The sequence below is a fragment of the Halorussus salilacus genome, assembly GCF_024138125.1.
GTDB classification, from domain to species: Archaea; Halobacteriota; Halobacteria; order Halobacteriales; family Haladaptataceae; genus Halorussus; species Halorussus salilacus.
The window spans coordinates 1,955,827-1,973,691 of record NZ_CP099993.1 but is presented as its reverse complement, the minus strand read 5'-3'; the positions used below and the strand labels follow the sequence as shown (position 1 = coordinate 1,973,691).

Genomic DNA, 17,865 nt, shown 5'->3' with positions numbered 1-17,865 from the left:
GTCTGGGGCCCAGCGAAGACCGGGATTCGTCACGCACTCGGCGAGAGCCGTCAGTGGACGCCGCCTCGGCGTCCCGAGGACGGCCCGGACTACTCGGCGGAGAGTTCCACGAAGTTCCGCAGGATTCGAAGTCCGGTCTCGCCGCTCTTCTCAGGGTGGAACTGGGTGCCGAAGACGGTGCCGGTCTCGTCGGCGACGACCGCGGGGAACTCGACGCCGTAGTCGGCGGTCGCGACGACCGCGTCCTCGTCGTCGGGGACCGCGTAGTAGGAGTGGACGAAGTACGCGTACTCGCCGTCGACGCCCTCAACGAGAGGGTGGTCGCGCTTGACCGACAGTCGGTTCCACCCCATGTGCGGGACCTTCTGACCCTCGTCGAATCGGACGTTAGTCCCCGGAACGAAGTCGAGGCCGCGCACCTCGCCCGCCCGCGTGCCAGCGTCGCCCGCGCGGTCGGCCTCCTCGCTCGTCGTGAGCAGCATCTGCATGCCGAGACAGATGCCGAAGACGGGCGTCCCGTCCTCGGCCACGTCGAGCAGGGCCTCCCGGTACGGTCCGGCGTTCTCGACGCCCTCGCGGAACGCTCCGACGCCGGGGAGTACCACGCCGTCGGCGTCGGCGAACGCCTCGGGGTCGTCGCTGACCTCGACGCTCGCTCCCGCTCGTTCGAGCCCGCGCGTCACGCTCCGGAGATTCCCGAGGCCGTAATCCACGACAACCACGGACGCTACGCCCTCGCGCTCGGGCTGACTCGTCTGCTGACTCTCCATATCGGAACGTCGGGCGGTTCGGTCAAGTGCCTTTCCTTCGCGGCACTGGGCGTCCGAACTCGGCGTGCGAATCGAGAGTATATTCCACATCCTTTGAGAATGTACAACAGCATTGTTAACGTATTCCATCATGATTCCAATTATTCTATAATAATTAAATTTAATAGCCTCTATATCCGAAAATCAGTTGCAATGCAACGACGCAACTTCCTCAAACTACTGACCGCTACCGCCGTCGGTGGCGGCGCGACGACGAGTACGGACGTGCAACTGATGGGCACCGCGCTCGCGGCCGCAGGCTCCGACTGCGGCGGGGTCGACACCATCCCCAAGGTGGAGTTCTACTCCAGCGCGAGTCAGGTAGCCCCCGACTACGAGGCGCTCACCGACGAGTCGGTCGTCGCGGTGTGGGCCGAGCCATCCGCCGAGAACGTCGACGACGACGGCAACGGCGACGCCTACATCTACGACGATGACACGTCGATTCCGCTGGTCTCGGTCGACGATGGCGTCTACGGGTTCGGTGCTATCATGCTCGAAGACAGCCAGATCGATTTCGACTACGGCAACGAGGAGCTCGTGCTGAACGCCTGGGACGCCGAGATGGGCGGGTCGGGAACCGTACTGTGGGACGAGGGGCACGGCCAGTACTACGACCTCTCGTCGTGCTCGAAGTTCGAGAGCTACGCCGAAGACAACGGCTACACCGTGAACGCCACCACGTCGCTGTCCAGCGACCTCTCGGACGCCGACGGCGTGGTCATCACCTCGCCCGGCGACGCGTTCAGTTCGAGCGAGCTCTCGGACCTCGCCGACTTCGTGAGCGACGGAGGCGCGCTCTACCTCCACGACCAGTCGGACTACGACGACAACGACGAGACCCAGAACCTCAACGACGTCGCCGAGTATCTCGACCTCGCCTACCGATTCAACGACGACGACGTCAACGACGGCTCCAGCAACGTGGACGGCGATTACGACATCCTGACCCACGAGTTCAACGTCAGCGAGTTCGACCTGTTCGCCGACCGGGCCGGTATCGGCTTCGACGCTGGCGTGCGCTACGAGGCGACCGTCACCGACGTGACGGACGGCGACACAGTGGACGTGGAGTTCCCCGACGGCTCGGAAGCCGAGATCCGAACGCTCGGCTTCGACACGGCCGAGACCAAGCGCAACAGCAAGTACGAGGAGGTCGAAGGCTGGGAGGGAATCGAGGACGACAAGTACCTCGCGGACTGGGGCGAGGAGGCCTCCGACTACGCCAAAGGCGAACTCGACGGCGAGACGGTCGAGGTCGAGATCGACCCCGCAGAGGACGTCTGGGACCCGTTCGGCCGCCTGCTGGCGTACATTCACTACGATCAGGACGGCGACGGGACCATCGACACGCTGTACAACAAGGACATCGTGGAGAAGGGCTACGCCCGCGTGTACGGTTCGAACCTCTCGAAGCACGACGAGCTCTGGCAGGCCGAGCGCGACGCCCGTGACGCCGGGCTCCGCGTCTGGCAGGACAGCGACCCGGAGAACACCTCCGAGGTTCGCGACGATGCGGTCGAGGAGGTCTTCGTGCCCCACGCCTCCAGCGTCCGTACCGACAGCGGTGCCATCTCCGCCTCGCGCGTGCCGGTGTTCGCCGAGGAGACGGCCTACCAGGAACTCGAAGGCGGCGTCGACTACAGCGACATTCCCCTCGTCGGCGTCGACTCGGCCAACCGCACCGCGCTCGTCGGCGGACTGCCCATCGACGAGGGCTACCACGACGACGCGAGCGACTACCAACACGAGGTCTTCCTGACGAACCTCATCGACTCCCTCTCGGAGAAGTCGGGCCAGATACTCATCGAAGGCGGCCACGGCCAGTTCGGCGAGGGGTACGCGCTGTCGAACGAGGACGCGGTCAACTACCAGCGCTACCTCGAAGGACAGGGCATCGCGTTCGAGCAGATCAACGACCTGACGACCTCGGGCGACAACGCGCTGTCGACGGCCCGCGCCGTCATCGTCACCGCACCCCGGTCGTGCTACACGGCCGAGGAGGTCGACGCGCTGACCGATTACATCGACAACGGGGGCTCGGTCGTCCTCATGGGCGCTGGCTGGGGCAAGCTCGCACCCGACACGCGTCGCAACTTCAACGACCTCGCGGCCGCCATCGGCACCGACCTCCGCCTGAACGAGGACCGCGTGCTCGACGACGACAACAACGTCGATACCGCCGAGTTGCTGTACACGTCAAATCTCAACACGGCCGACTTCTCCGTGTGGGGCGCGTACAGCTAATCGCGTCTCACGGCCATCGACGAGCGGAGACAGACGACTACGGTCGGTCCCGCGTCGGCCCGTCCCGTTTTTCCACGGTTCTCGTGACCCCGGCAAGCGAGAGCGCCACCGACGACGCTCGCGTCAAGACCGGCGAGTGGGAGCACGCTCAACGCAAGCCCGTGTCTGAACGACAACCGCGTTAGGCGAAGAGTATGAACCTACCGTTAGCGAACCGTGGCAAATCTCGACACATATATAGAAAAAATAGGAAGTTTTAACCACTACCTGTCTGATTCTACAGACGATTCGGTCATGGCAAATCGACGCAGATTCCTGAAGTCCGCGGCCGCCGCTGGAGCGGTCGGGATAACTGGCACGGCGGGTTGTATCGGCGACATCACCGGTGGCGGAAGTAGCGGTGACGAAGAGGTACGGATGGTCCTGAATCCGGCCGAGGGCTCGGTCGACATGCAGGAGCAGTACCAGCCGCTGTTCGATTACCTCGAAGAGGAGACCGACGCGACCATCGAGGCGACCGAGGCAGACAGCTATACCGCAACGGTCGAGGCGATCCGCAACGACCAAGCGGAACTGGCCGACATCTCGCCGAGCGGCGTCATCGCCGCACCCGATCAGATGGACATCGTCGGGATTCGCGTCGCCTACGGTGCCGAGCGATACTTCTCGCTCATCACGACGACGCCCGATAGCGGCATCGAGGAGCTCTCGGACATCGAGGACCAGGTCATCGGTCTCAGCGGCCGACTGTCGGTGAGCGGGAGCCTGTTCCCGCTGTACATGCTCAGTCAGGCGGGTCTGGACACCGGGAGCGCGCCCGACGGCAACCCCGAGAACTTCGAGACCGAGCACTCCGACCACGACACCGCGCTGAACACGATGATGGAGCGCGACGATGTCCACGCCGCCGGGACGGGCGCGTTCGTCTCCGCGCCGTACGTCCCGGAGGACCAGTTCTCCGACCAGTTCATGGAGGTCTCCGCGGAGGCTGACGGCGTCGGTGAGGAGGACGACGAGCTCGTCCTGCTCGCGGAGTCCGACCCGATTCCGCGCGCGCCCATCGTCTCCCGGAGCAACTGGGACAGTTCGCTCAAGGAGGACATCGAGACGGCACTGCTCGAAGTCGAGGAAGACGACATCGTCGACCCCGACGCCGAGGAACCGCTGTGGTTCACCGGCCTCGTCGAGGGGTCGGTCGACGACTACGAACCGATAGAGAACGTGATGGACGAACTCGGGCTCGAATTCGCCGACATCGCCGACGCCTGAGCGTCCACTCCAATCCAAACGATTCTTACGGGCTAGCAGACAAATACAACCAATGGCTTATATCAGCGTTAAGGGGTTGAGTAAACGGTTCGGGGCCACCCAGGCGCTCGACGACGTCAGCTTCGAGATTCCCCAAGGGGAGTTCGTCGTCGTGTTGGGTGCCTCTGGGTCGGGGAAATCTACCCTACTGAGGTGCATGAACGGACTGACGAAGCCGACCGAGGGAACGATCACGATAGACGAGACCGAGATCACCGAGCCGCAGCCGGACACCGCGATGATCTTCCAGCAACACAACATCATCGGACAGATGAGCGCGTACGCGAACTCGCTCACGGGGTCCCTACAGCGGACGTCGTTCCTCCGGAGCGTCTTCCAACTCAACGACCGCGAGGACAAGTACCGCGCGCTGGACGCGCTCGAAACCGTCGGACTGCTCGACGAGGCGCGCCAGCGCGCCCGACAGATGAGCGGCGGCCAGCAACAGCGGGTCGGCATCGCACGCGCACTCGTCCAGGAACCGAACACGCTACTGGCCGACGAACCGGTCGCGAGCCTCGACCCCGGAAGCTCCCAGAAGGTGATGGGATATCTGCTGGCGGCGACTCAGGACCGGAACCTGACGACCATGGTCAGCCTCCACCAGGTCAACCTCGCGCGGCAGTTCGGCCAGCGGTTCATCGGTCTGAAGGACGGTCAGAAGGTGTTCGACGGCTACGCCGAGGACTTCTCGCTCGACGTCATCGACGACATCTACGAGACCGTCGACATCGACCAGCTGACCGCCGACGAGGACGACTTCGGGGGCGAAGCGAGCGCGAGTGACGCGGCTGACGCCACCGACGAGGTGATGGGCTGATGGACGCCTCCCAACAGGTCAAGGACCGCTACGACACCATCCGGCGCAAGCGCCGGGTCCGGGTCACCGTCAGTCTGGTCCTCTTCGTCGTCGTGATGGCGCTGTTCTATCAGGCGCTGGTCCGCGTCGAGTTCTCGGTCGCCGAGATACTCCACTACGGTCCCCAGTTCATCGACGCGCTCGACCAGTACTTCCCCCAGACCACGGTCAACGGGGTGCCGGTGCTCGACGTGAACCAGTACTGGGACTTCATTCAGGAGCGGAACCTCTTCCAGCAGGCGGGTATCACCCTCGCGATGGGCTTTGCCGGGACCATCCTCGGCTTCCCGCTCGCGCTGCTGTTCGGCGTCCTCGGGTCGGGTCGGGTGACCCCCTTCCCGTTCAACTTCATCTTCCGCGGGGCCATGTCGGCCATCCGCGCCATCCCGGCGCTGGTGTGGGCGCTCATCTACGTGCCGCTGGGCGGCGTCTCGCCGTTCACGGCCACGATGGCCATCGCGACCGACACCATCGGTAACCTCGGTCGCCTCTACACCGACGAGCTCGAGGAGGTCGAGGACGGCCCCATCGAGGCCATCGAGACGACCGGGGCGAACCGCCTGCAGGTCATCACCTTCGGGATGCTCTCGCAGGTCCACACGCCGTTCATCGCCTGGACGCTGTACATCTTCGAGATCAACGTCCGAATCGCGGTCGCGCTCGGCATCATCGGCGGCGGCGGGCTCGGGCAGGTGCTCTCGACCCAGCAGCGGCTGTTCGAGTACACCAACATGATGGCGACCATCCTCGTCATCCTGACGCTGATCATCTCGGTCGAGATGTTCAGCCAGCGCGTGCGCTCGTACATCCGCGCCGACGAGAACCCGATGGGCATCATCGAGCTCCTCAAGGGCTTCCCCCAGCGGATGGCCGAGTCGCTGGCGAAGTAACCCTAGTTCCCCGTCCCCGTTCTCGCGGTCTTCAGAAGTCGCCCAGTTGCGACTGGCCGCCCGACCCGCCCTCGCCCGCCATCGTCGCCGCCGTCTCGATGGCGGCGTCGAACGTCTCCTCCTGGCTCCGGTCGTAGAGGGTCGCGGCCGGGTGGACGCAGACCAGCACGTCGCGCTCGCTGCCCCCGAGGGTCGCGCGCTCGACCGACCCCGCTTCGTTCGTGACCGCCACGTCCCTGCCGAGCAGGTGCTCGCTGGGCACCTTCCCGAGGGTGACGACCACGTCGGGGTCCACGAGTTCGATCTCGGTTTCGAGGTACCCCCGGCAGTGCTCCAGTTCCTCGCCGGTGGGGTCGCGGTTCCCGGGAGGCCGACACCGCACGCAGTTGGTGATGCGCACGTCGGCGCGGACCAGTCCCTTCTCGCGGAGTTTGTCGTCGAGGATGGACCCGCTGCGGCCGACGAACGGCTCGCCCTCGGCGTCCTCCTGCTCGCCCGGTCCCTCACCGACGAACAGCATGTCGGCGTCGGCGGGACCCGTGCCGTTGACGATTCGGCTTCGGCTCTCGACGAGTTCGGGACAGCGCGCGCACTCGGTGACTTCGAGGCCGTCCATGTCTCCCATGCGTGGGGCCACGGGGTGGGGGTATTAAGAATCGGCGGCTACGAATCGTCGGGTGTTCTCCGGGAGTAAATTAGCTGGAAGTTTCCGACTCTTCGTTACGAGACGGAACAGAAGTCACCGTGAATTCGTCCTCGAAAGCCCCCGCCCGCTCACTACTAACGACAGCCTTCAAAACCGGGAACACCCAGAAAGCCCCCGCCCGCTCGCGGTCGCTCCGACAGATATTCGCGGCTCTCCGCAACGCCCGCCGCGAATAGAGCTGTCGGAGACGACTGAACTGCACGCGAGCGGGCGGCCCCTTTCAGTCCCGCCCCAGAGGATGTGTCACCGGGCGTTTTCCGGCGGATGGCTCACCGGGCGCTACTGGTGGATGGCTCACCGACCGTTTCCCGCCGGTCGGTTCGCCTGCCGGTTCGCGCGCTCGGGCGGTCACTCCTCGCGTCGAAAGTCGTCGGCGGCGCGGGCCGCGAGGCGGGCGACCCGGAGCGGTTCGGGTCGCCCGCCCTCGGGCGTGAACGCGCGCACGGCGTCCCGGGCCTCGCTCCGGTCGAGACCCACCGAGCGCACGAAGACGGTCTGGTCGTTGACTCGCAGTCGCTCGCGGGGTGGCTGGCGGTCGAAGATTTCGGTTCGTCGGTCCAGTTCCTCGCCCTCGAACTCGGCGGCGAGGGCGTCTCGCAGGCCCGGACTCTCCTCGAAGGTGACCGAGACGACCGGGCGGCCGATATGCCGGTGGAGTCGTCGCAGGTCCACGACGTTGTACCACGCCAGCGCGATGCCCGCGACGAAGACGTATCTCACGTCCTCGCGGTCGAGCGAATCGAAGAGGTCGGCGATTGCGTCGGTGGCGTCCAGACCGCCGACGGTGCAGGTCTCGTAGGCGAAGCCGTCCACGACCCTGCTCGCACGGGCAACCGCACCGCCGAGCGTACTCGTCGGTCCGCGGTAGGATTCGGCGACGCCCAGCGCTCGAACGCCGGGTTTCACGTCAGGCTTCGTTCTCGTCGTCCTTGATGTCCTTCAGCCGGTCGAGGAGTTCGTCGTTCGACGCGCCAATTTCGAAGTCTACAGAACCTTCGTGGGAGTTCTCCTCGGTGGAGACGCCGGTGTCGTCGTCGAGGTCGGCGTCGTACTCCTGGTTGTCCTGTTCGGACTCGTCGTAGCTCCCAAATCCCATGGCTACCTGATACTATGGCCTTGGTCCACTAAAGTCCCCCGCCCGCCCGTCAGGCTTTTGAGAGGAGGGGTGAAACAACCCGGCGTGCAAGTCCACAACGTCACCGCCGACGCCGCGACGTTCACCTGCAACGCCTACCTCGCGGTCGGCGACCGGACCGTGCTGGTCGACGCCGGGAGCATGCCGGGCGTGGTGGACGCGATTCGGAACCGCGTCGAGGACCTCGACGCGGTTGTGCTGACCCACCAGCACCGCGACCACGTCGGGCAACTCGATTCGGTCCTCGACGCCTTCGACCCCGAACTGCTGTGCTACGACGACCACCCGCGCCGGACCCGCGCCCTCGCCGACGGCGACGAGGTGCAGATCGGCGACGAGACCTTCGAGGCCGTCTACTCGCCGGGCCACGCCGACGACCACCTCGCGTTCGTCTCCGAGTCGACCATCTTCAGCGGCGACGTGGTCGTCTACAGCGACGGCGCGTTCGACGACGGGAGCTTCGGCCGGACCGACATGGCGGGTCAGTCCCGCGAGCGCGAGATAGAGAGCATCCGCGAGATTCTCGACAGGCTCCCCGAGGGCGTTGCCGAGCGAAGCTCGGCGGCTCGTGAGACGGAGTCTCACGGTGTCGAGCGCATGTACGCCGGGCACGGCGACGAATTTCAGGGGGACGTTCGCGAGGTGATAGAGCGCGCCTTGGAGCGCGCCGAGCGCCGCGAACCGAAGTACCCCGAGGAGTGAGAACCCGGGCTCAGCGAGGCGCGAGTCCGACGGCCTCGGCCAGCAGTTCGTGCGAGCGGAGCGTGTCCTCGTGGTCGGCGACGACCTGCTGGATCATCACCTCCTCGACGCCGACGCGGTCGGCGAGCTGTTCCAACAGCCCCGAGAGCGTCTCCGGGCTCCCGGATATCGCCCGCGGCCACTCGTCGGAATCGAGCGCGGCGGGCGTCGGGTCGGGAACGCCCCCGAGTTCGTCGATAGCCTCCTCGACCGACGGCCGAGTGCCGACCTCGCCGCGTTGCATCCGGCGGTACGACGCCTCGGCCACCGCCCGGAGCCTCGCCGCCTCCTCGTCTGTCTCGGCGCAGACCGCGTTGACCGCGACCATCCCCTGCGGTTCGTCGGTACCGCCAGCCAGTCGCGAGGGCTCGAAGCGCTCGCGGTACTCCTCGAAGGCGTGGACCGCGAACTGCGGCCGGATGAACGCCGCGAAGCAGTAGGGCAGGCCGAGCTCGGCCGCGACGGCCGCGCTGGACGGACTCGACCCGAGGACCCACGGCACGGGCGGTTCTCCGTCCGAGCGCGGTATCTGCAGGTCGGCGTAGGGGTGGTCGTCGGGGTACTCGTCGTAGAGGTGGTTCACCACCGCCTCGATCTTCTCGCGGTGGTCCTCGTCGGGGTTCTGGACGTGGCGCTCGGTCCCGAGCGCGCGGTCGGCCGCGGGCGAGCCGTTGGCCCGCCCGAGTCCGGCGTCGACGCGACCGGGCGCGAGCGCGTCCAGCGCACCGAACTCCTCGGCGACCTTGAACGGGCTGTAGTGGTTGAGCAGGACCGCCCCCGACCCGAGGCGAATCGCGTCGGTCTCGGCCGCGAGGTGGCCGAGCAACACCTCGGGGGTCGTGCCCGCGAGGGTGTCGGCCATGCCGTGGTGTTCGGCCACCCAGAACCGCGAGTAGCCGAGCCGTTCGGCCCGCCGCGCGGTCTCGACCGTGTTCGCGTAGGCGTCGGTCGCGGTGCCGTCGTCCGGGACCGGTGAGAGGTCGACGAGCGAGAGGTCCATGCCCGACCTCGGTGATTGGAGCGGATAACGATTTGGCTACCAGCAGGTCTCACTCCTCGCCCTCCCAGTACTCGACCGCGTCGTCCTCGCGGAAGTAGCCCGAGAGCATCCGCTCGTCGCTTCGGCCGCCCGGCGGCGCTCCGACGAACACCCCGAGTTTCCCCGAGTCGGGATAGCCCGTCACGTCGGGGTCGTTCATGGTCGAGACCGCGAGATACCGGAGCGGTTCGTCGCCGGTGTTGCGAATCCGGTGAGCGCCCTCCTCGCCCACCGGAAACGAGGCGTAGGTGCCCGGCGCGAGTTCGGTCTCGCCGTCGGGCGTCCGGACGACGCCCTCGCCCGAGAGGACGTAGACGGCCTCCTCGTTGCCGGTGTGGAAGTGATAGGGCCACGACCGCTTGCCGGGCGGCAGTTCGTAGAGGCTACAGCCCAGTTTCTCGCCCCCGGTCGCCCGGCCCAACTGCTTGCGCCGGAATTCGGTGTCGCCGCGCTCGGTGGTCGTCCACTCCATCTCGTTCTCGGCGGCGATTCGCGGGTCCGAGACGTCGCTGTCGGAATCGTCCATACGCTCGCGTTACGGTCGAGAAAGAAGTAACTATCCCGCGGGGAGCCGAGAACGCGAGCGAATTACGCGTTCCGGGGTTCCTTGCTCTTGGGTCGGAGCTTGCCGTAGCCGCACTTCCGGCAGTTGTCCGCGCCCTTCGGGTTGCGAGCGTTGCAGCGCATGCAGATCATCTTGTCGAGGGTTCGCGCTTCCGCTTTGTCGAAGCTGGCCATACGGAGGGGTTGGCCGTCGCCGCATTTAAACCTTGCAGAGTCGAGCGGGCGGCGGGCGGGCCCGCCCGCCGCCCGCCCGACTCGCGGGCTCGGCTGACCCCCGCGATTGGTCGGCTGACCCCCGCGATTGGACGTGTCTCGGTCGCGGCCTTCGGCGACTACTCGGCCTCGGCGTTCCCGGCGTCGAGGTACTCCTGCTGGACCGCGACGACCTCGGTCGAGTCCTCGCAGTCGGCATACCGCCGGAGGGGTTCGGCGTTGAGTTCCAGAAAGGTCTCGCCCCAGTTGAACTTCGAGAGGATTCGCTCGGCCCGCTCGCGCTCGCCGAGAATCACCAGCGCGGCGGCGAATGCCTCGACCGTGTTCAGCCGGAAGGGCTTACCGTAGTTGACGGGGTTGGCCGCCACCAGAAAGGGGAGCGCGCGGTGGACGCCCGGCATCTCGAACAGCGCGCGCTCGGCGGTCTCCCACGAGCAGTCGAGCGCGACGAGATTGTCCGTCTCGGCGCGGTCGGCGGGCGAGAGCGCCCGCTCGGCGTGGGGGTTGAGCACGATACCGTAGGGCGTCTCCCGGGCAGTGCGGTGGAGTTGCGCGAGGTCGAACCGCGCGAGTTTGCGCGCGGTGCACTTGTCGGGGTCGTCGTCGCCCTCGTACCGGACGTGGAGGTTCACTGGTGGAGAGCGATAGGAGCGTCCGGGTGAAAAGTCGCTCGGAGATGGCGTGTTCGATTAGGCCGAGCAAACGGTTCAGAGAGCGAGAACGCCCCGAAAGCCCCCGCCCGCTCGCTACCAACCGTTGGAGCAGACGCAACGACTAACACCCAGAAAGCCCCCGCCCGCTCGCGGTCGCTCCGACAGATATTCGCGGCTCTCCGCAACGCCCGCCGCGAATAGGGCTGTCGGAGGCGACTGAACTGCACGCGAGCGGGCGGCCCCTTTCAGTCCCACCCTGTCGGCTGATTTTCCGGGCGGTCCACGGTTGACCGCTTGGATTCGAGATTCGCGGTGGGCTGTAGAAATCCGGGATTCACGGTGACTGCGGAATCCGAAAAGCGATAGCCACCCTTTAGCGCGCAGGGGCCGACGACCCGGACATGAGCGACGACTGGCGCGTCATCGAATCGGTCGCGGAGTACGAGACCGGCTGGTACACCGGCGGCTACGACCTCGTCGAACAGCCCGACGGCTCGACCAAGAAGTACTACTGGGCGGAGCTACCGCCCGCGGTGGTCGTCGTGGCCGTGGCCGACGGCCGGGTCGTCTTCGTCGAACAGTACCGGCCGACCATCCGCGAGACGTGTCTGGAGTGCCCCGCGGGCATCGTGGAAGACGGCGAGTCCTACACCGCCGCGGGGGCCCGAGAGCTCCGCGAGGAGACCGGGTTCGAGCCCGCCGGTGTCAGCCTGCTGGAGGACTTCCACTGCTCGACCGGCGTCCTCCGCCACGAGCGCGGTATCGTCTTCGCCGAGGGACTGTCCCCCGTCGAGCCCGACCTCGACGACAACGAGTTCCTGTCGGTCCGGTCGCTCCCGGTCGAGGAGGCGCTGGCGGCCGCGCGCGCCGACCCCGCCAACGACGCGACCATCGAGGCGCTACTGCTGGCCGAAGCCGAGGGACTGCTGTAGTCGGTCGACGAGTCCGACTCGCCGACTCAGCCCCGATACGCCCGGACGACCCCCGGTTCGACCACGACCTCGCACTCGCCGTGGACGAACGCGACGCGACCGCCCGTCCGGGGCGTGCCGTCGTACTGGGAGCCGAACAGCGTCTCCAGCGCGTCGAGGTCGACCGTGTCGTGCAAGGGCGGTATCTCCATCGGGTCACGGCCGTGCGCCTCCGCCACCGTCGCGACGACCGCCCGTCCGAGTTGGTCCCCCTCGCCGACGCGTCGTTCGGCGTCCGGCGGGTGCTCTGCTGTACCGATGTCGGTCCGTGTATTGCTCGTGTCGACAACCATTGTCACACCTCTGATTCGCCGAACACCCGAGCGACCGGGTTCGACGACCACTACAGTATAACTCGGCGGTCGAGTGTTGGACCTTGGGGTGTAGTATTCAGGCCCTTTATTATAGAATCAGAAATCTGTGACGAGTGTTCTCGTAACAAGTTTCGCGTGGGCGCGTCGCATCCGGCCCGAGACCGCGGTCGAGGAGAGCCCGAGTTCGTCGGCGAGCTCTTCGAGGGTTATCCCGCGCGGCTCCTCGAAGTAGCCCTCTTCGAGCGCGGTCAGTAGCGCCTCGCGCTGTTCGGGCGTGAGGTCGTACTTGCCCTCGGCGTCGAGTTCGGTCAGCGAGTGGAGGCGTTCGAGGTCCAGCGAGATGTCGTGGTCGATGCAGGCGGTCTGGAACCCGCGGACCTCGTCGTGGGAGGCGAACCGGAGCTCGAACCGCCAGGTGTCGTCTCGACCGCTGGCCTCCAGCACGGTGGCGTCGGCCCGCCGGAGGATGCGTCCGAGGTCGTTCAGTACCCGCGTCCACTCGACGCGGTAGAGCCGCTGGTCGTCGATGGTGTCGACGACCTCCAGTTCCGCGACGATTGACTGGTCACGGACCGTCTCCTCGAACGCGTCGAGGTCGCCGCCCCACGCCCAGAAGAACGGGAGCACCTCCTTGCGGGTCGGAACCACCTTCTCCAGTTCGACTCGTATCCCGGGATGCTCGGCGAGCGCCTCGCCGAGCGCGAACGCCTCCGCGGGGGTGCTGAACTCCGCGACGATGCTCATCGCTCCCGAATTCGACCCGCAAACACAAAAGGGCTCACACCAGCGCCGCGATTCGCGAGCGAATCGCGGCGACGTACTCCTCGCGGGCGTATCCGAGACGGGGAAGCCAGACGTTCTGGTAGGAGGGGTGGACCAGCGGCAGGACCACGGCGTCGAACTCGGCCGACTCGACCGGTTCGAGCACCGAGTCGAGGAAGCCGCCGGAAAGCGCGTCCTCCCCCAACACCGCCAGCGTCGCGTGCGTGCCGGTGGTCGCCACCACCGCGGGGTCGACCCGTTCGATCTCGGTCCGGAGGTGACCCCGGCAGTTCGCGCGCTCCTCGGCAGTGGGTTCGCGGTTCGTCTCGGGGTCGTCGCCATCGGCGGGGAAGCACTTCACCGCGTTCGTGAAGTAACAGGCGTCGGCGAATCCGGCGTCGGCGAACAGGTCCCGCACCGCCCGACCCGAGTGGCGGGAGGTGTAGGCCATCCCGGTCCGGTTGCCGCCGCGCCACGTCTCAGCGTCGGGATTTCCGAAGGCGGGCGCTTCGCCGACCACCACCACGTCGGCGTCGGGGTCGCCGTTGCCCCACGCGATGCGCTCGCGGGACTCGACCAGCGCGGGACACCGCGCGCAGTCCGGTTCGAGGACGAGACGGGAGTCAGGGTCCGGGAAGTCGGCCATGGACGGCCTTGGCGGCGAGCGGTGGTGAATCTCACGCTCGGTGGGCTCAGGCGTCGACGCTCCGGAACTCGATCTCTATCCGGAGGCCGCCCTCGTCGCCGTCGGCGGCCCGGACCGACCAGCCGTGGGCGTGGGCGATGTCCTCGACGATGCGGAGGCCCAGTCCCGTGCCCTCCTCGCGGGTCGTGAACCCGCGCTCGAACAGTCGCTCGTGGTCGCCCTCGACCCCCTCGCCGTCGTCCTCGACGTAGACGCCGCCGCGGTCGAGCGACCCGACCGTGACCGAGATGGAGGTCGCCGAGTCCCCGGAGTCGGGGCCGGATTCGGTTTCGGGGTCGGGCTCGGCGGTCCCAGACCCGTGTTCGACCGAGTTCCGGAACAGGTTCTCGAACAGCCGCCTGAGCCGCGAGCGGTCGCCCGCGACCTCCCCGGGGAGGTCGCGGGTGCGAAGCGTCGCCTCGCCCGTCTCGACCATCGTCCACGCCTCCTCGACGACCGTGGGGACCGACACCGCGGAGGGCTCGCGCACGGTCCGTCCCTGCTCGGCGAGTTCGAGCGCCTCCTCGACCCGCTCGTCGATTCGGGCGAGGGCGTTCCGAATCGCGGTGATCGAGTCGTGGTCGCACTCCTCGGCGAGCAGTCGCGCGTTGCCGTCGGCCACTTCGAGCGGATTCCGGAGGTCGTGGCTCAGGACGCTACCGAACTCGTCGAGTCGCTCGTTCTGTCGCTGGAGTTCGCGTTCGCGGCGCTTCTGCTCGGTGATGTCGGTGTAGATGACGAAGCCGTCCGTGTCGTCGCTCGGCGCGCGGACCGTGTGCAACAGGAAATCGCGCGGCCCGTCGGCGGTGATCCGACGGACCTCCTCGGCCGAGACGTGGTCGCCCTCGCGCATCCGGTTGTTGATTCGCTCGGCCTCGGCCGCCGCCCGCTCGTCGTCAGGGATGATGAAGTCGTCGATGGATTCGCCCGAGAGTTCGTCGATGCTCCAGCCGAAGACCTCCTCGAACGTGGGGTTGGCATCCCGGATAACGGGGGCGTCTTCCTCGAACTTGCCCACGCCGATGGCGTGGGGGATGTTGCGGAAGAGCGCGGCGAACCGGTCGCGCTCCGACCGGAGCTGTTCTTCGGACTCGATGCGGTCGAGCGCGGCCGAGACGTGGGCCAACAGGAGTTCGGCCAGCTCGCGGTCGCGGTCGTCGAACCCGTTCACGTCGCGCGAGACCGCCTGGAAGACGCCGTGGTCGTCGAGCGGGACGGTCAGCGCCGACCGGTAGTCGGACTCGGCCGGGGCGACCCCGTGGCTCCGGAGGTCGTCGATGCGGATGGTCTCTCCGGCGAGGTACGCCTTAGCGGCCAGACTGTCGTCGGCGTCGACCGGCGTCGAGCGGTAGTATCCGTCGGTCGGGACGCCCTTCGAGACGGCCTTCGGGACGAGCTGGGAGTTCTCACACAGGCTGAGGTCGCAGATGTCGAACGCCAGAATCTCCTCCGCAGCGGCCACCGCGAGCTGACAGAGCGGCGTTCGGTCGGTGCAGGTCGCCGCGCGCGCCGCGGTGTCGTGAAGCGCCTCGATCTTGTTGCCCGTCTCGCGCAACTCGACCCGCGCGCGGTTCTCCGAGATGGCGTTTTCGATGCGGTTTGCCAGCACTTCGTAGTGGTCAGTTCCGGTTTCCTTCTGGAGGTACTCGGTCACGCCCGCCGAGATGGCCTCGCTCGCGATCTCCTCGCTCCCTTTGCCGGTGTAGAGGATGAACGGGAGCGAGGGGTACCCGTCACGGACCGCCTCTAGAAACTCCAGCCCGTTCATCTCCGGCATGTTGTAGTCGGAGACGACGCAGTCGAACTCCTCGTCGCCGACGAGTTCGAGTCCGTCGGGGGCAGCCGTCGCGGTCCGGACCGACATGTCGTCGGCGATGCGTTCGAGATACTCGGCCGCGAGGTCGGCGACCCCCGGTTCGTCGTCCACGAGGAGTACGCGCTTGTGAGGGGATGCCATGACGTGTAAACACTGGTTGCCGATTATAAAATTTCCGACTACTCTTTCGAGGTTAGAACTCGGGCGAGTAGGAGAGTCGTAACCGAACCACCGAGGAACGGCAATGCTTTCGCACTCTAACCCCGAACAGTCGGAGATAACACGCAATCGAGTTCGGGTGTCGTGCGGTTCCGGGTTCCGCGGCTGTTCTCGGCCGCGTGCGACCGCGTCGCACGCGGCCGAGGTCTCAGTCCTCCTCGACCACTTCGATGCCGCGGTTGTTGACCGCGTTGGGGTCGAGTCCCACCTCTTCGAGGAACTGCTTGTACTCGCGCTCGCACGCCTCGGCGTCGGCCTGCTTGTCGCTCGCGCGGTCGCAGAGCGCCACGAGGTCCTCCGGAACGTCGTTGGTGTAGACGATCCAGTGGTTGATGAGGTCCGACAGGCGACGGATGGGGCTGGTGAAGTGGCCGTATATCTCGAAGTTCAGCGCGTGGTGGCCGCCGAAGGGGTCGTTCATGTACTTCGCGCGCGGCATCACCTTCATCACCGCCCACTGGATCTTGTCGAGCTGGCGGGCGGGGGCCTCTTCGAGGGTGGCGTTGACCGCCTTCCGGGGGTCGTCCCACGCCTCGCCCGGGATGGAGACGCCGTCGAGTTCCTGAATCTCCCGCAGCGCCTCGCCCCACTCGTCGGGACTGGGCTGGGGGTGGACCCGGTACATCGCCTCGACGCCCCGGTCCCACATCAGCTGGTGGGTCACGGCCTTGTTGGCCTTGAGCATGCACTCCTCGATGATGGTGTGGGCGCGGTCCCGCCGGGGGTTGAGGACGAGACTGCCGTCCTCCTTGCGCTGTTCGTGCATCCGGTCTGCGAGTTCCCAGACGAGTTCGGTCTTCTCCGCGAGGTCGACCTCGGGGTCCTCCAGCAGGTCGGCGGCGGTCTCGGGTTCGTCGAGCAGGCGCTCGGCCTCGGTGTAGGTCAGGCGGGCGTCGCTGCGGATGACCGACTTGTAGATGTCGATGGACTCGTAGCCCAGATGCTCCTTGTCGAGGTGCATCTCGACGGTGTGAGCCAGACGGTCCTCGTTGGGCACGAGCGAGCAGACCGTCTCCGCGAGGACCGGCGGCAACATGTGGATGGTGTAGGCGGGCAGGTAGACGGTGTTGGCCCGCTCGACCGCCTCGGCCCACATGTTCGACTCGGGGTCAACGTAGTGGGTCACGTCGGCGATGTGGACCCAGAGGACGTACTCGTCGTCGCGCTCCTCGACCGAGAGGGCGTCGTCGAAGTCCTGTGCGTCGATGGGGTCGGTGGTCCAAGTGGTCATCTCCCGGAGGTCCCGGCGCTCCTCGACCTCCTCGCGGATGTCCTCCTGAACGTCCTCGGTCCGTTTCTCGGCCTCGGTGAGCACCGACTGGGGGAACTCGTCGCGAATCTCGAACTTCTCGAACAGCTCCTTGCGGTGTTCGTCGAGTCGCTCGGCGAGTTCCGGCGAAATCTCGACCGGGCCCTGTCCCTCCGCGGTTCCGGCCTCGGCCTGCGCGTCGCTCGTCATACCGAACGATTACGGCGACGAGTAGTTAGGAGTATCGGAGCGCGGAACACGAGCGGCGACGCCCCGAAACGCCGCGACGCCGGAACGGCGGTGAGCGCCCGCCGCTCGGCGGGCGCTCACCGCTCGTGGGTCGGCGGGCGCTCGCCCTTCGTAGTTCAACGGGCGCTCACCGCTCGTAGTCCAGCGGGCCGTAACGCTCCTCGACCGCCCGGGCGTAGCGGTCGAGGAACTCCCGTTCGTCGAGTCTCCCGGCCTCGATATCGACGAGCAGTCCCTCCAGTTCGTTCCGCGGTTGGTGACAGAGGTCGTCGTGACACTCCTTGCAGAGGTGCTCGAACTCCTTGCCTTTCCGTTCCCAGCGGTCTCCCTCCTTGTCGTACTCCCGGGCGTCCGACCGACTGAGCGAGAGACCGCACGCGATGCACTCGACCGAGTCGTTTCCCCGGCTTCTCCGGGAACCCCACATACGCTCACC

At 66.7% G+C, this 17,865-nt stretch carries 20 protein-coding genes; 6 read left to right on the top strand and 14 right to left on the bottom strand.

From position 1 onward, the window contains the following. Positions 1-89: 89 nt before the first annotated feature. Positions 90-770, bottom strand: a complete 681-nt coding sequence (hisH, locus tag NGM10_RS10165; RefSeq protein ID WP_253478165.1) for an imidazole glycerol phosphate synthase subunit HisH — start codon at positions 768-770, stop codon at positions 90-92. 192 nt (positions 771-962) lie between these two features. On the opposite strand from hisH, the gene NGM10_RS10160 reads away from it, so the two are divergent. From NGM10_RS10160 to phnE, 4 genes are all read left to right on the top strand, one after another. Continuing rightward, on the top strand, positions 963-3,056 hold the full coding sequence (locus NGM10_RS10160; protein ID WP_253478162.1) for a thermonuclease family protein: 2,094 nt from the start codon (positions 963-965) through the stop codon (positions 3,054-3,056). A gap of 294 nt (positions 3,057-3,350) precedes the next feature. Then, positions 3,351-4,325: a substrate-binding domain-containing protein gene (locus NGM10_RS10155; protein WP_253478158.1), complete on the top strand. Its 975-nt coding sequence runs from the start codon at positions 3,351-3,353 to the stop codon at positions 4,323-4,325. 52 nt (positions 4,326-4,377) lie between these two features. Further along, positions 4,378-5,184, top strand: coding sequence for a phosphonate ABC transporter ATP-binding protein (gene phnC, locus NGM10_RS10150; protein WP_368408623.1), 807 nt, complete (start codon positions 4,378-4,380; stop codon positions 5,182-5,184). Next, positions 5,181-6,113, top strand: a complete 933-nt coding sequence (gene phnE / locus NGM10_RS10145; protein WP_368408662.1) for a phosphonate ABC transporter, permease protein PhnE — start codon at positions 5,181-5,183, stop codon at positions 6,111-6,113. Before phnC ends, phnE begins: the two co-directional genes overlap by 4 nt. A gap of 31 nt (positions 6,114-6,144) precedes the next feature. On the opposite strand, the gene NGM10_RS10140 is transcribed toward phnE, so the two are convergent. The 3 genes from NGM10_RS10140 to NGM10_RS10130 all read right to left on the bottom strand — a co-directional run bounded on the left by NGM10_RS10140 (position 6,145) and on the right by NGM10_RS10130 (position 7,915). Next, positions 6,145-6,738: a uracil-DNA glycosylase gene (locus tag NGM10_RS10140; RefSeq protein ID WP_253478152.1), complete on the bottom strand. Its 594-nt coding sequence runs from the start codon at positions 6,736-6,738 to the stop codon at positions 6,145-6,147. Positions 6,739-7,167: 429 nt separating this feature from the next. Beyond that, positions 7,168-7,725, bottom strand: coding sequence for an endonuclease dU (locus tag NGM10_RS10135; protein ID WP_253478149.1), 558 nt, complete (start codon positions 7,723-7,725; stop codon positions 7,168-7,170). 1 nt (position 7,726) lies between these two features. Beyond that, positions 7,727-7,915 carry a DUF5786 family protein gene (locus NGM10_RS10130; protein WP_253478146.1) on the bottom strand — a complete coding sequence of 63 codons (189 nt, stop codon included), beginning with the start codon at positions 7,913-7,915 and terminating at the stop codon, positions 7,727-7,729. 84 nt (positions 7,916-7,999) lie between these two features. Here NGM10_RS10130 and NGM10_RS10125 point away from each other — a divergent pair, with 84 nt between their 5' ends. Beyond that, a complete protein-coding gene (locus NGM10_RS10125; RefSeq protein ID WP_253478143.1) occupies positions 8,000-8,656 on the top strand; it encodes an MBL fold metallo-hydrolase in 657 nt (218 codons plus the stop codon). 10 nt (positions 8,657-8,666) lie between these two features. Here the strand turns inward: NGM10_RS10125 and NGM10_RS10120 are convergent, their stop codons facing one another. The 4 genes from NGM10_RS10120 to NGM10_RS10105 all read right to left on the bottom strand — a co-directional run bounded on the left by NGM10_RS10120 (position 8,667) and on the right by NGM10_RS10105 (position 11,143). Then, a complete protein-coding gene (locus NGM10_RS10120) occupies positions 8,667-9,695 on the bottom strand; it encodes an LLM class flavin-dependent oxidoreductase (protein WP_253478140.1) in 1,029 nt (342 codons plus the stop codon). Between the two features lie 49 nt (positions 9,696-9,744). Next, a complete protein-coding gene (locus tag NGM10_RS10115) occupies positions 9,745-10,260 on the bottom strand; it encodes a cupin domain-containing protein (RefSeq protein ID WP_253478137.1) in 516 nt (171 codons plus the stop codon). Between the two features lie 62 nt (positions 10,261-10,322). Then, positions 10,323-10,472, bottom strand: a complete 150-nt coding sequence (locus NGM10_RS10110) for a 50S ribosomal protein L40e (protein WP_253478134.1) — start codon at positions 10,470-10,472, stop codon at positions 10,323-10,325. A 158-nt stretch (positions 10,473-10,630) separates the two neighbouring features. Next, on the bottom strand, positions 10,631-11,143 hold the full coding sequence (locus NGM10_RS10105) for a DUF367 family protein (protein ID WP_253478131.1): 513 nt from the start codon (positions 11,141-11,143) through the stop codon (positions 10,631-10,633). Positions 11,144-11,565: 422 nt separating this feature from the next. On the opposite strand from NGM10_RS10105, the gene NGM10_RS10100 reads away from it, so the two are divergent. Then, entirely contained in the window at positions 11,566-12,096 is a 531-nt protein-coding gene (locus NGM10_RS10100; protein ID WP_253478128.1) for an NUDIX hydrolase, read from the top strand. A gap of 26 nt (positions 12,097-12,122) precedes the next feature. Here the strand turns inward: NGM10_RS10100 and ddfA are convergent, their stop codons facing one another. The 6 genes from ddfA to NGM10_RS10070 form a co-directional block, all read right to left on the bottom strand. Then, positions 12,123-12,428: a DdfA family disk-determining factor gene (gene ddfA, locus NGM10_RS10095; protein WP_253478125.1), complete on the bottom strand. Its 306-nt coding sequence runs from the start codon at positions 12,426-12,428 to the stop codon at positions 12,123-12,125. A 117-nt stretch (positions 12,429-12,545) separates the two neighbouring features. Next, positions 12,546-13,193, bottom strand: coding sequence for a helix-turn-helix domain-containing protein (locus NGM10_RS10090; RefSeq protein WP_253478122.1), 648 nt, complete (start codon positions 13,191-13,193; stop codon positions 12,546-12,548). 34 nt (positions 13,194-13,227) lie between these two features. Next, positions 13,228-13,857, bottom strand: coding sequence for a uracil-DNA glycosylase (locus tag NGM10_RS10085; RefSeq protein WP_253478119.1), 630 nt, complete (start codon positions 13,855-13,857; stop codon positions 13,228-13,230). A 46-nt stretch (positions 13,858-13,903) separates the two neighbouring features. Next, a complete protein-coding gene (locus NGM10_RS10080) occupies positions 13,904-15,853 on the bottom strand; it encodes a hybrid sensor histidine kinase/response regulator (protein ID WP_253478115.1) in 1,950 nt (649 codons plus the stop codon). 226 nt (positions 15,854-16,079) lie between these two features. After that, positions 16,080-17,390 carry a ribonuclease catalytic domain-containing protein gene (locus NGM10_RS10075; protein WP_253478111.1) on the bottom strand — a complete coding sequence of 437 codons (1,311 nt, stop codon included), beginning with the start codon at positions 17,388-17,390 and terminating at the stop codon, positions 16,080-16,082. Between the two features lie 166 nt (positions 17,391-17,556). Further along, on the bottom strand, positions 17,557-17,856 hold the full coding sequence (locus tag NGM10_RS10070; RefSeq protein WP_253478108.1) for a DUF7562 family protein: 300 nt from the start codon (positions 17,854-17,856) through the stop codon (positions 17,557-17,559). Between the last annotated feature and the right edge of the window lie 9 nt (positions 17,857-17,865).

Excerpts from the sequence above, each read along its gene's own strand:
- NGM10_RS10110 (WP_253478134.1), bottom strand. The coding sequence starts at position 10,472 with ATGGCCAGCTTCGACAAAGCGGAAGCGCGAACCCTCGACAAGATGATC.
- NGM10_RS10120 (WP_253478140.1), bottom strand. The coding sequence starts at position 9,695 with ATGGACCTCTCGCTCGTCGACCTCTCACCGGTCCCGGACGACGGCACC.
- NGM10_RS10070 (WP_253478108.1), bottom strand. The coding sequence starts at position 17,856 with ATGTGGGGTTCCCGGAGAAGCCGGGGAAACGACTCGGTCGAGTGCATC.
- NGM10_RS10075 (WP_253478111.1), bottom strand. The coding sequence starts at position 17,390 with ATGACGAGCGACGCGCAGGCCGAGGCCGGAACCGCGGAGGGACAGGGC.
- NGM10_RS10130 (WP_253478146.1), bottom strand. The coding sequence starts at position 7,915 with ATGGGATTTGGGAGCTACGACGAGTCCGAACAGGACAACCAGGAGTAC.
- NGM10_RS10080 (WP_253478115.1), bottom strand. The coding sequence starts at position 15,853 with ATGGCATCCCCTCACAAGCGCGTACTCCTCGTGGACGACGAACCGGGG.
- phnC (WP_368408623.1), top strand. The coding sequence starts at position 4,378 with ATGGCTTATATCAGCGTTAAGGGGTTGAGTAAACGGTTCGGGGCCACC.
- NGM10_RS10115 (WP_253478137.1), bottom strand. The coding sequence starts at position 10,260 with ATGGACGATTCCGACAGCGACGTCTCGGACCCGCGAATCGCCGCCGAG.
- hisH (WP_253478165.1), bottom strand. The coding sequence starts at position 770 with ATGGAGAGTCAGCAGACGAGTCAGCCCGAGCGCGAGGGCGTAGCGTCC.
- NGM10_RS10140 (WP_253478152.1), bottom strand. The coding sequence starts at position 6,738 with ATGGGAGACATGGACGGCCTCGAAGTCACCGAGTGCGCGCGCTGTCCC.
- NGM10_RS10155 (WP_253478158.1), top strand. The coding sequence starts at position 3,351 with ATGGCAAATCGACGCAGATTCCTGAAGTCCGCGGCCGCCGCTGGAGCG.
- NGM10_RS10090 (WP_253478122.1), bottom strand. The coding sequence starts at position 13,193 with ATGAGCATCGTCGCGGAGTTCAGCACCCCCGCGGAGGCGTTCGCGCTC.
- NGM10_RS10085 (WP_253478119.1), bottom strand. The coding sequence starts at position 13,857 with ATGGCCGACTTCCCGGACCCTGACTCCCGTCTCGTCCTCGAACCGGAC.
- NGM10_RS10160 (WP_253478162.1), top strand. The coding sequence starts at position 963 with ATGCAACGACGCAACTTCCTCAAACTACTGACCGCTACCGCCGTCGGT.
- NGM10_RS10100 (WP_253478128.1), top strand. The coding sequence starts at position 11,566 with ATGAGCGACGACTGGCGCGTCATCGAATCGGTCGCGGAGTACGAGACC.
- ddfA (WP_253478125.1), bottom strand. The coding sequence starts at position 12,428 with ATGGTTGTCGACACGAGCAATACACGGACCGACATCGGTACAGCAGAG.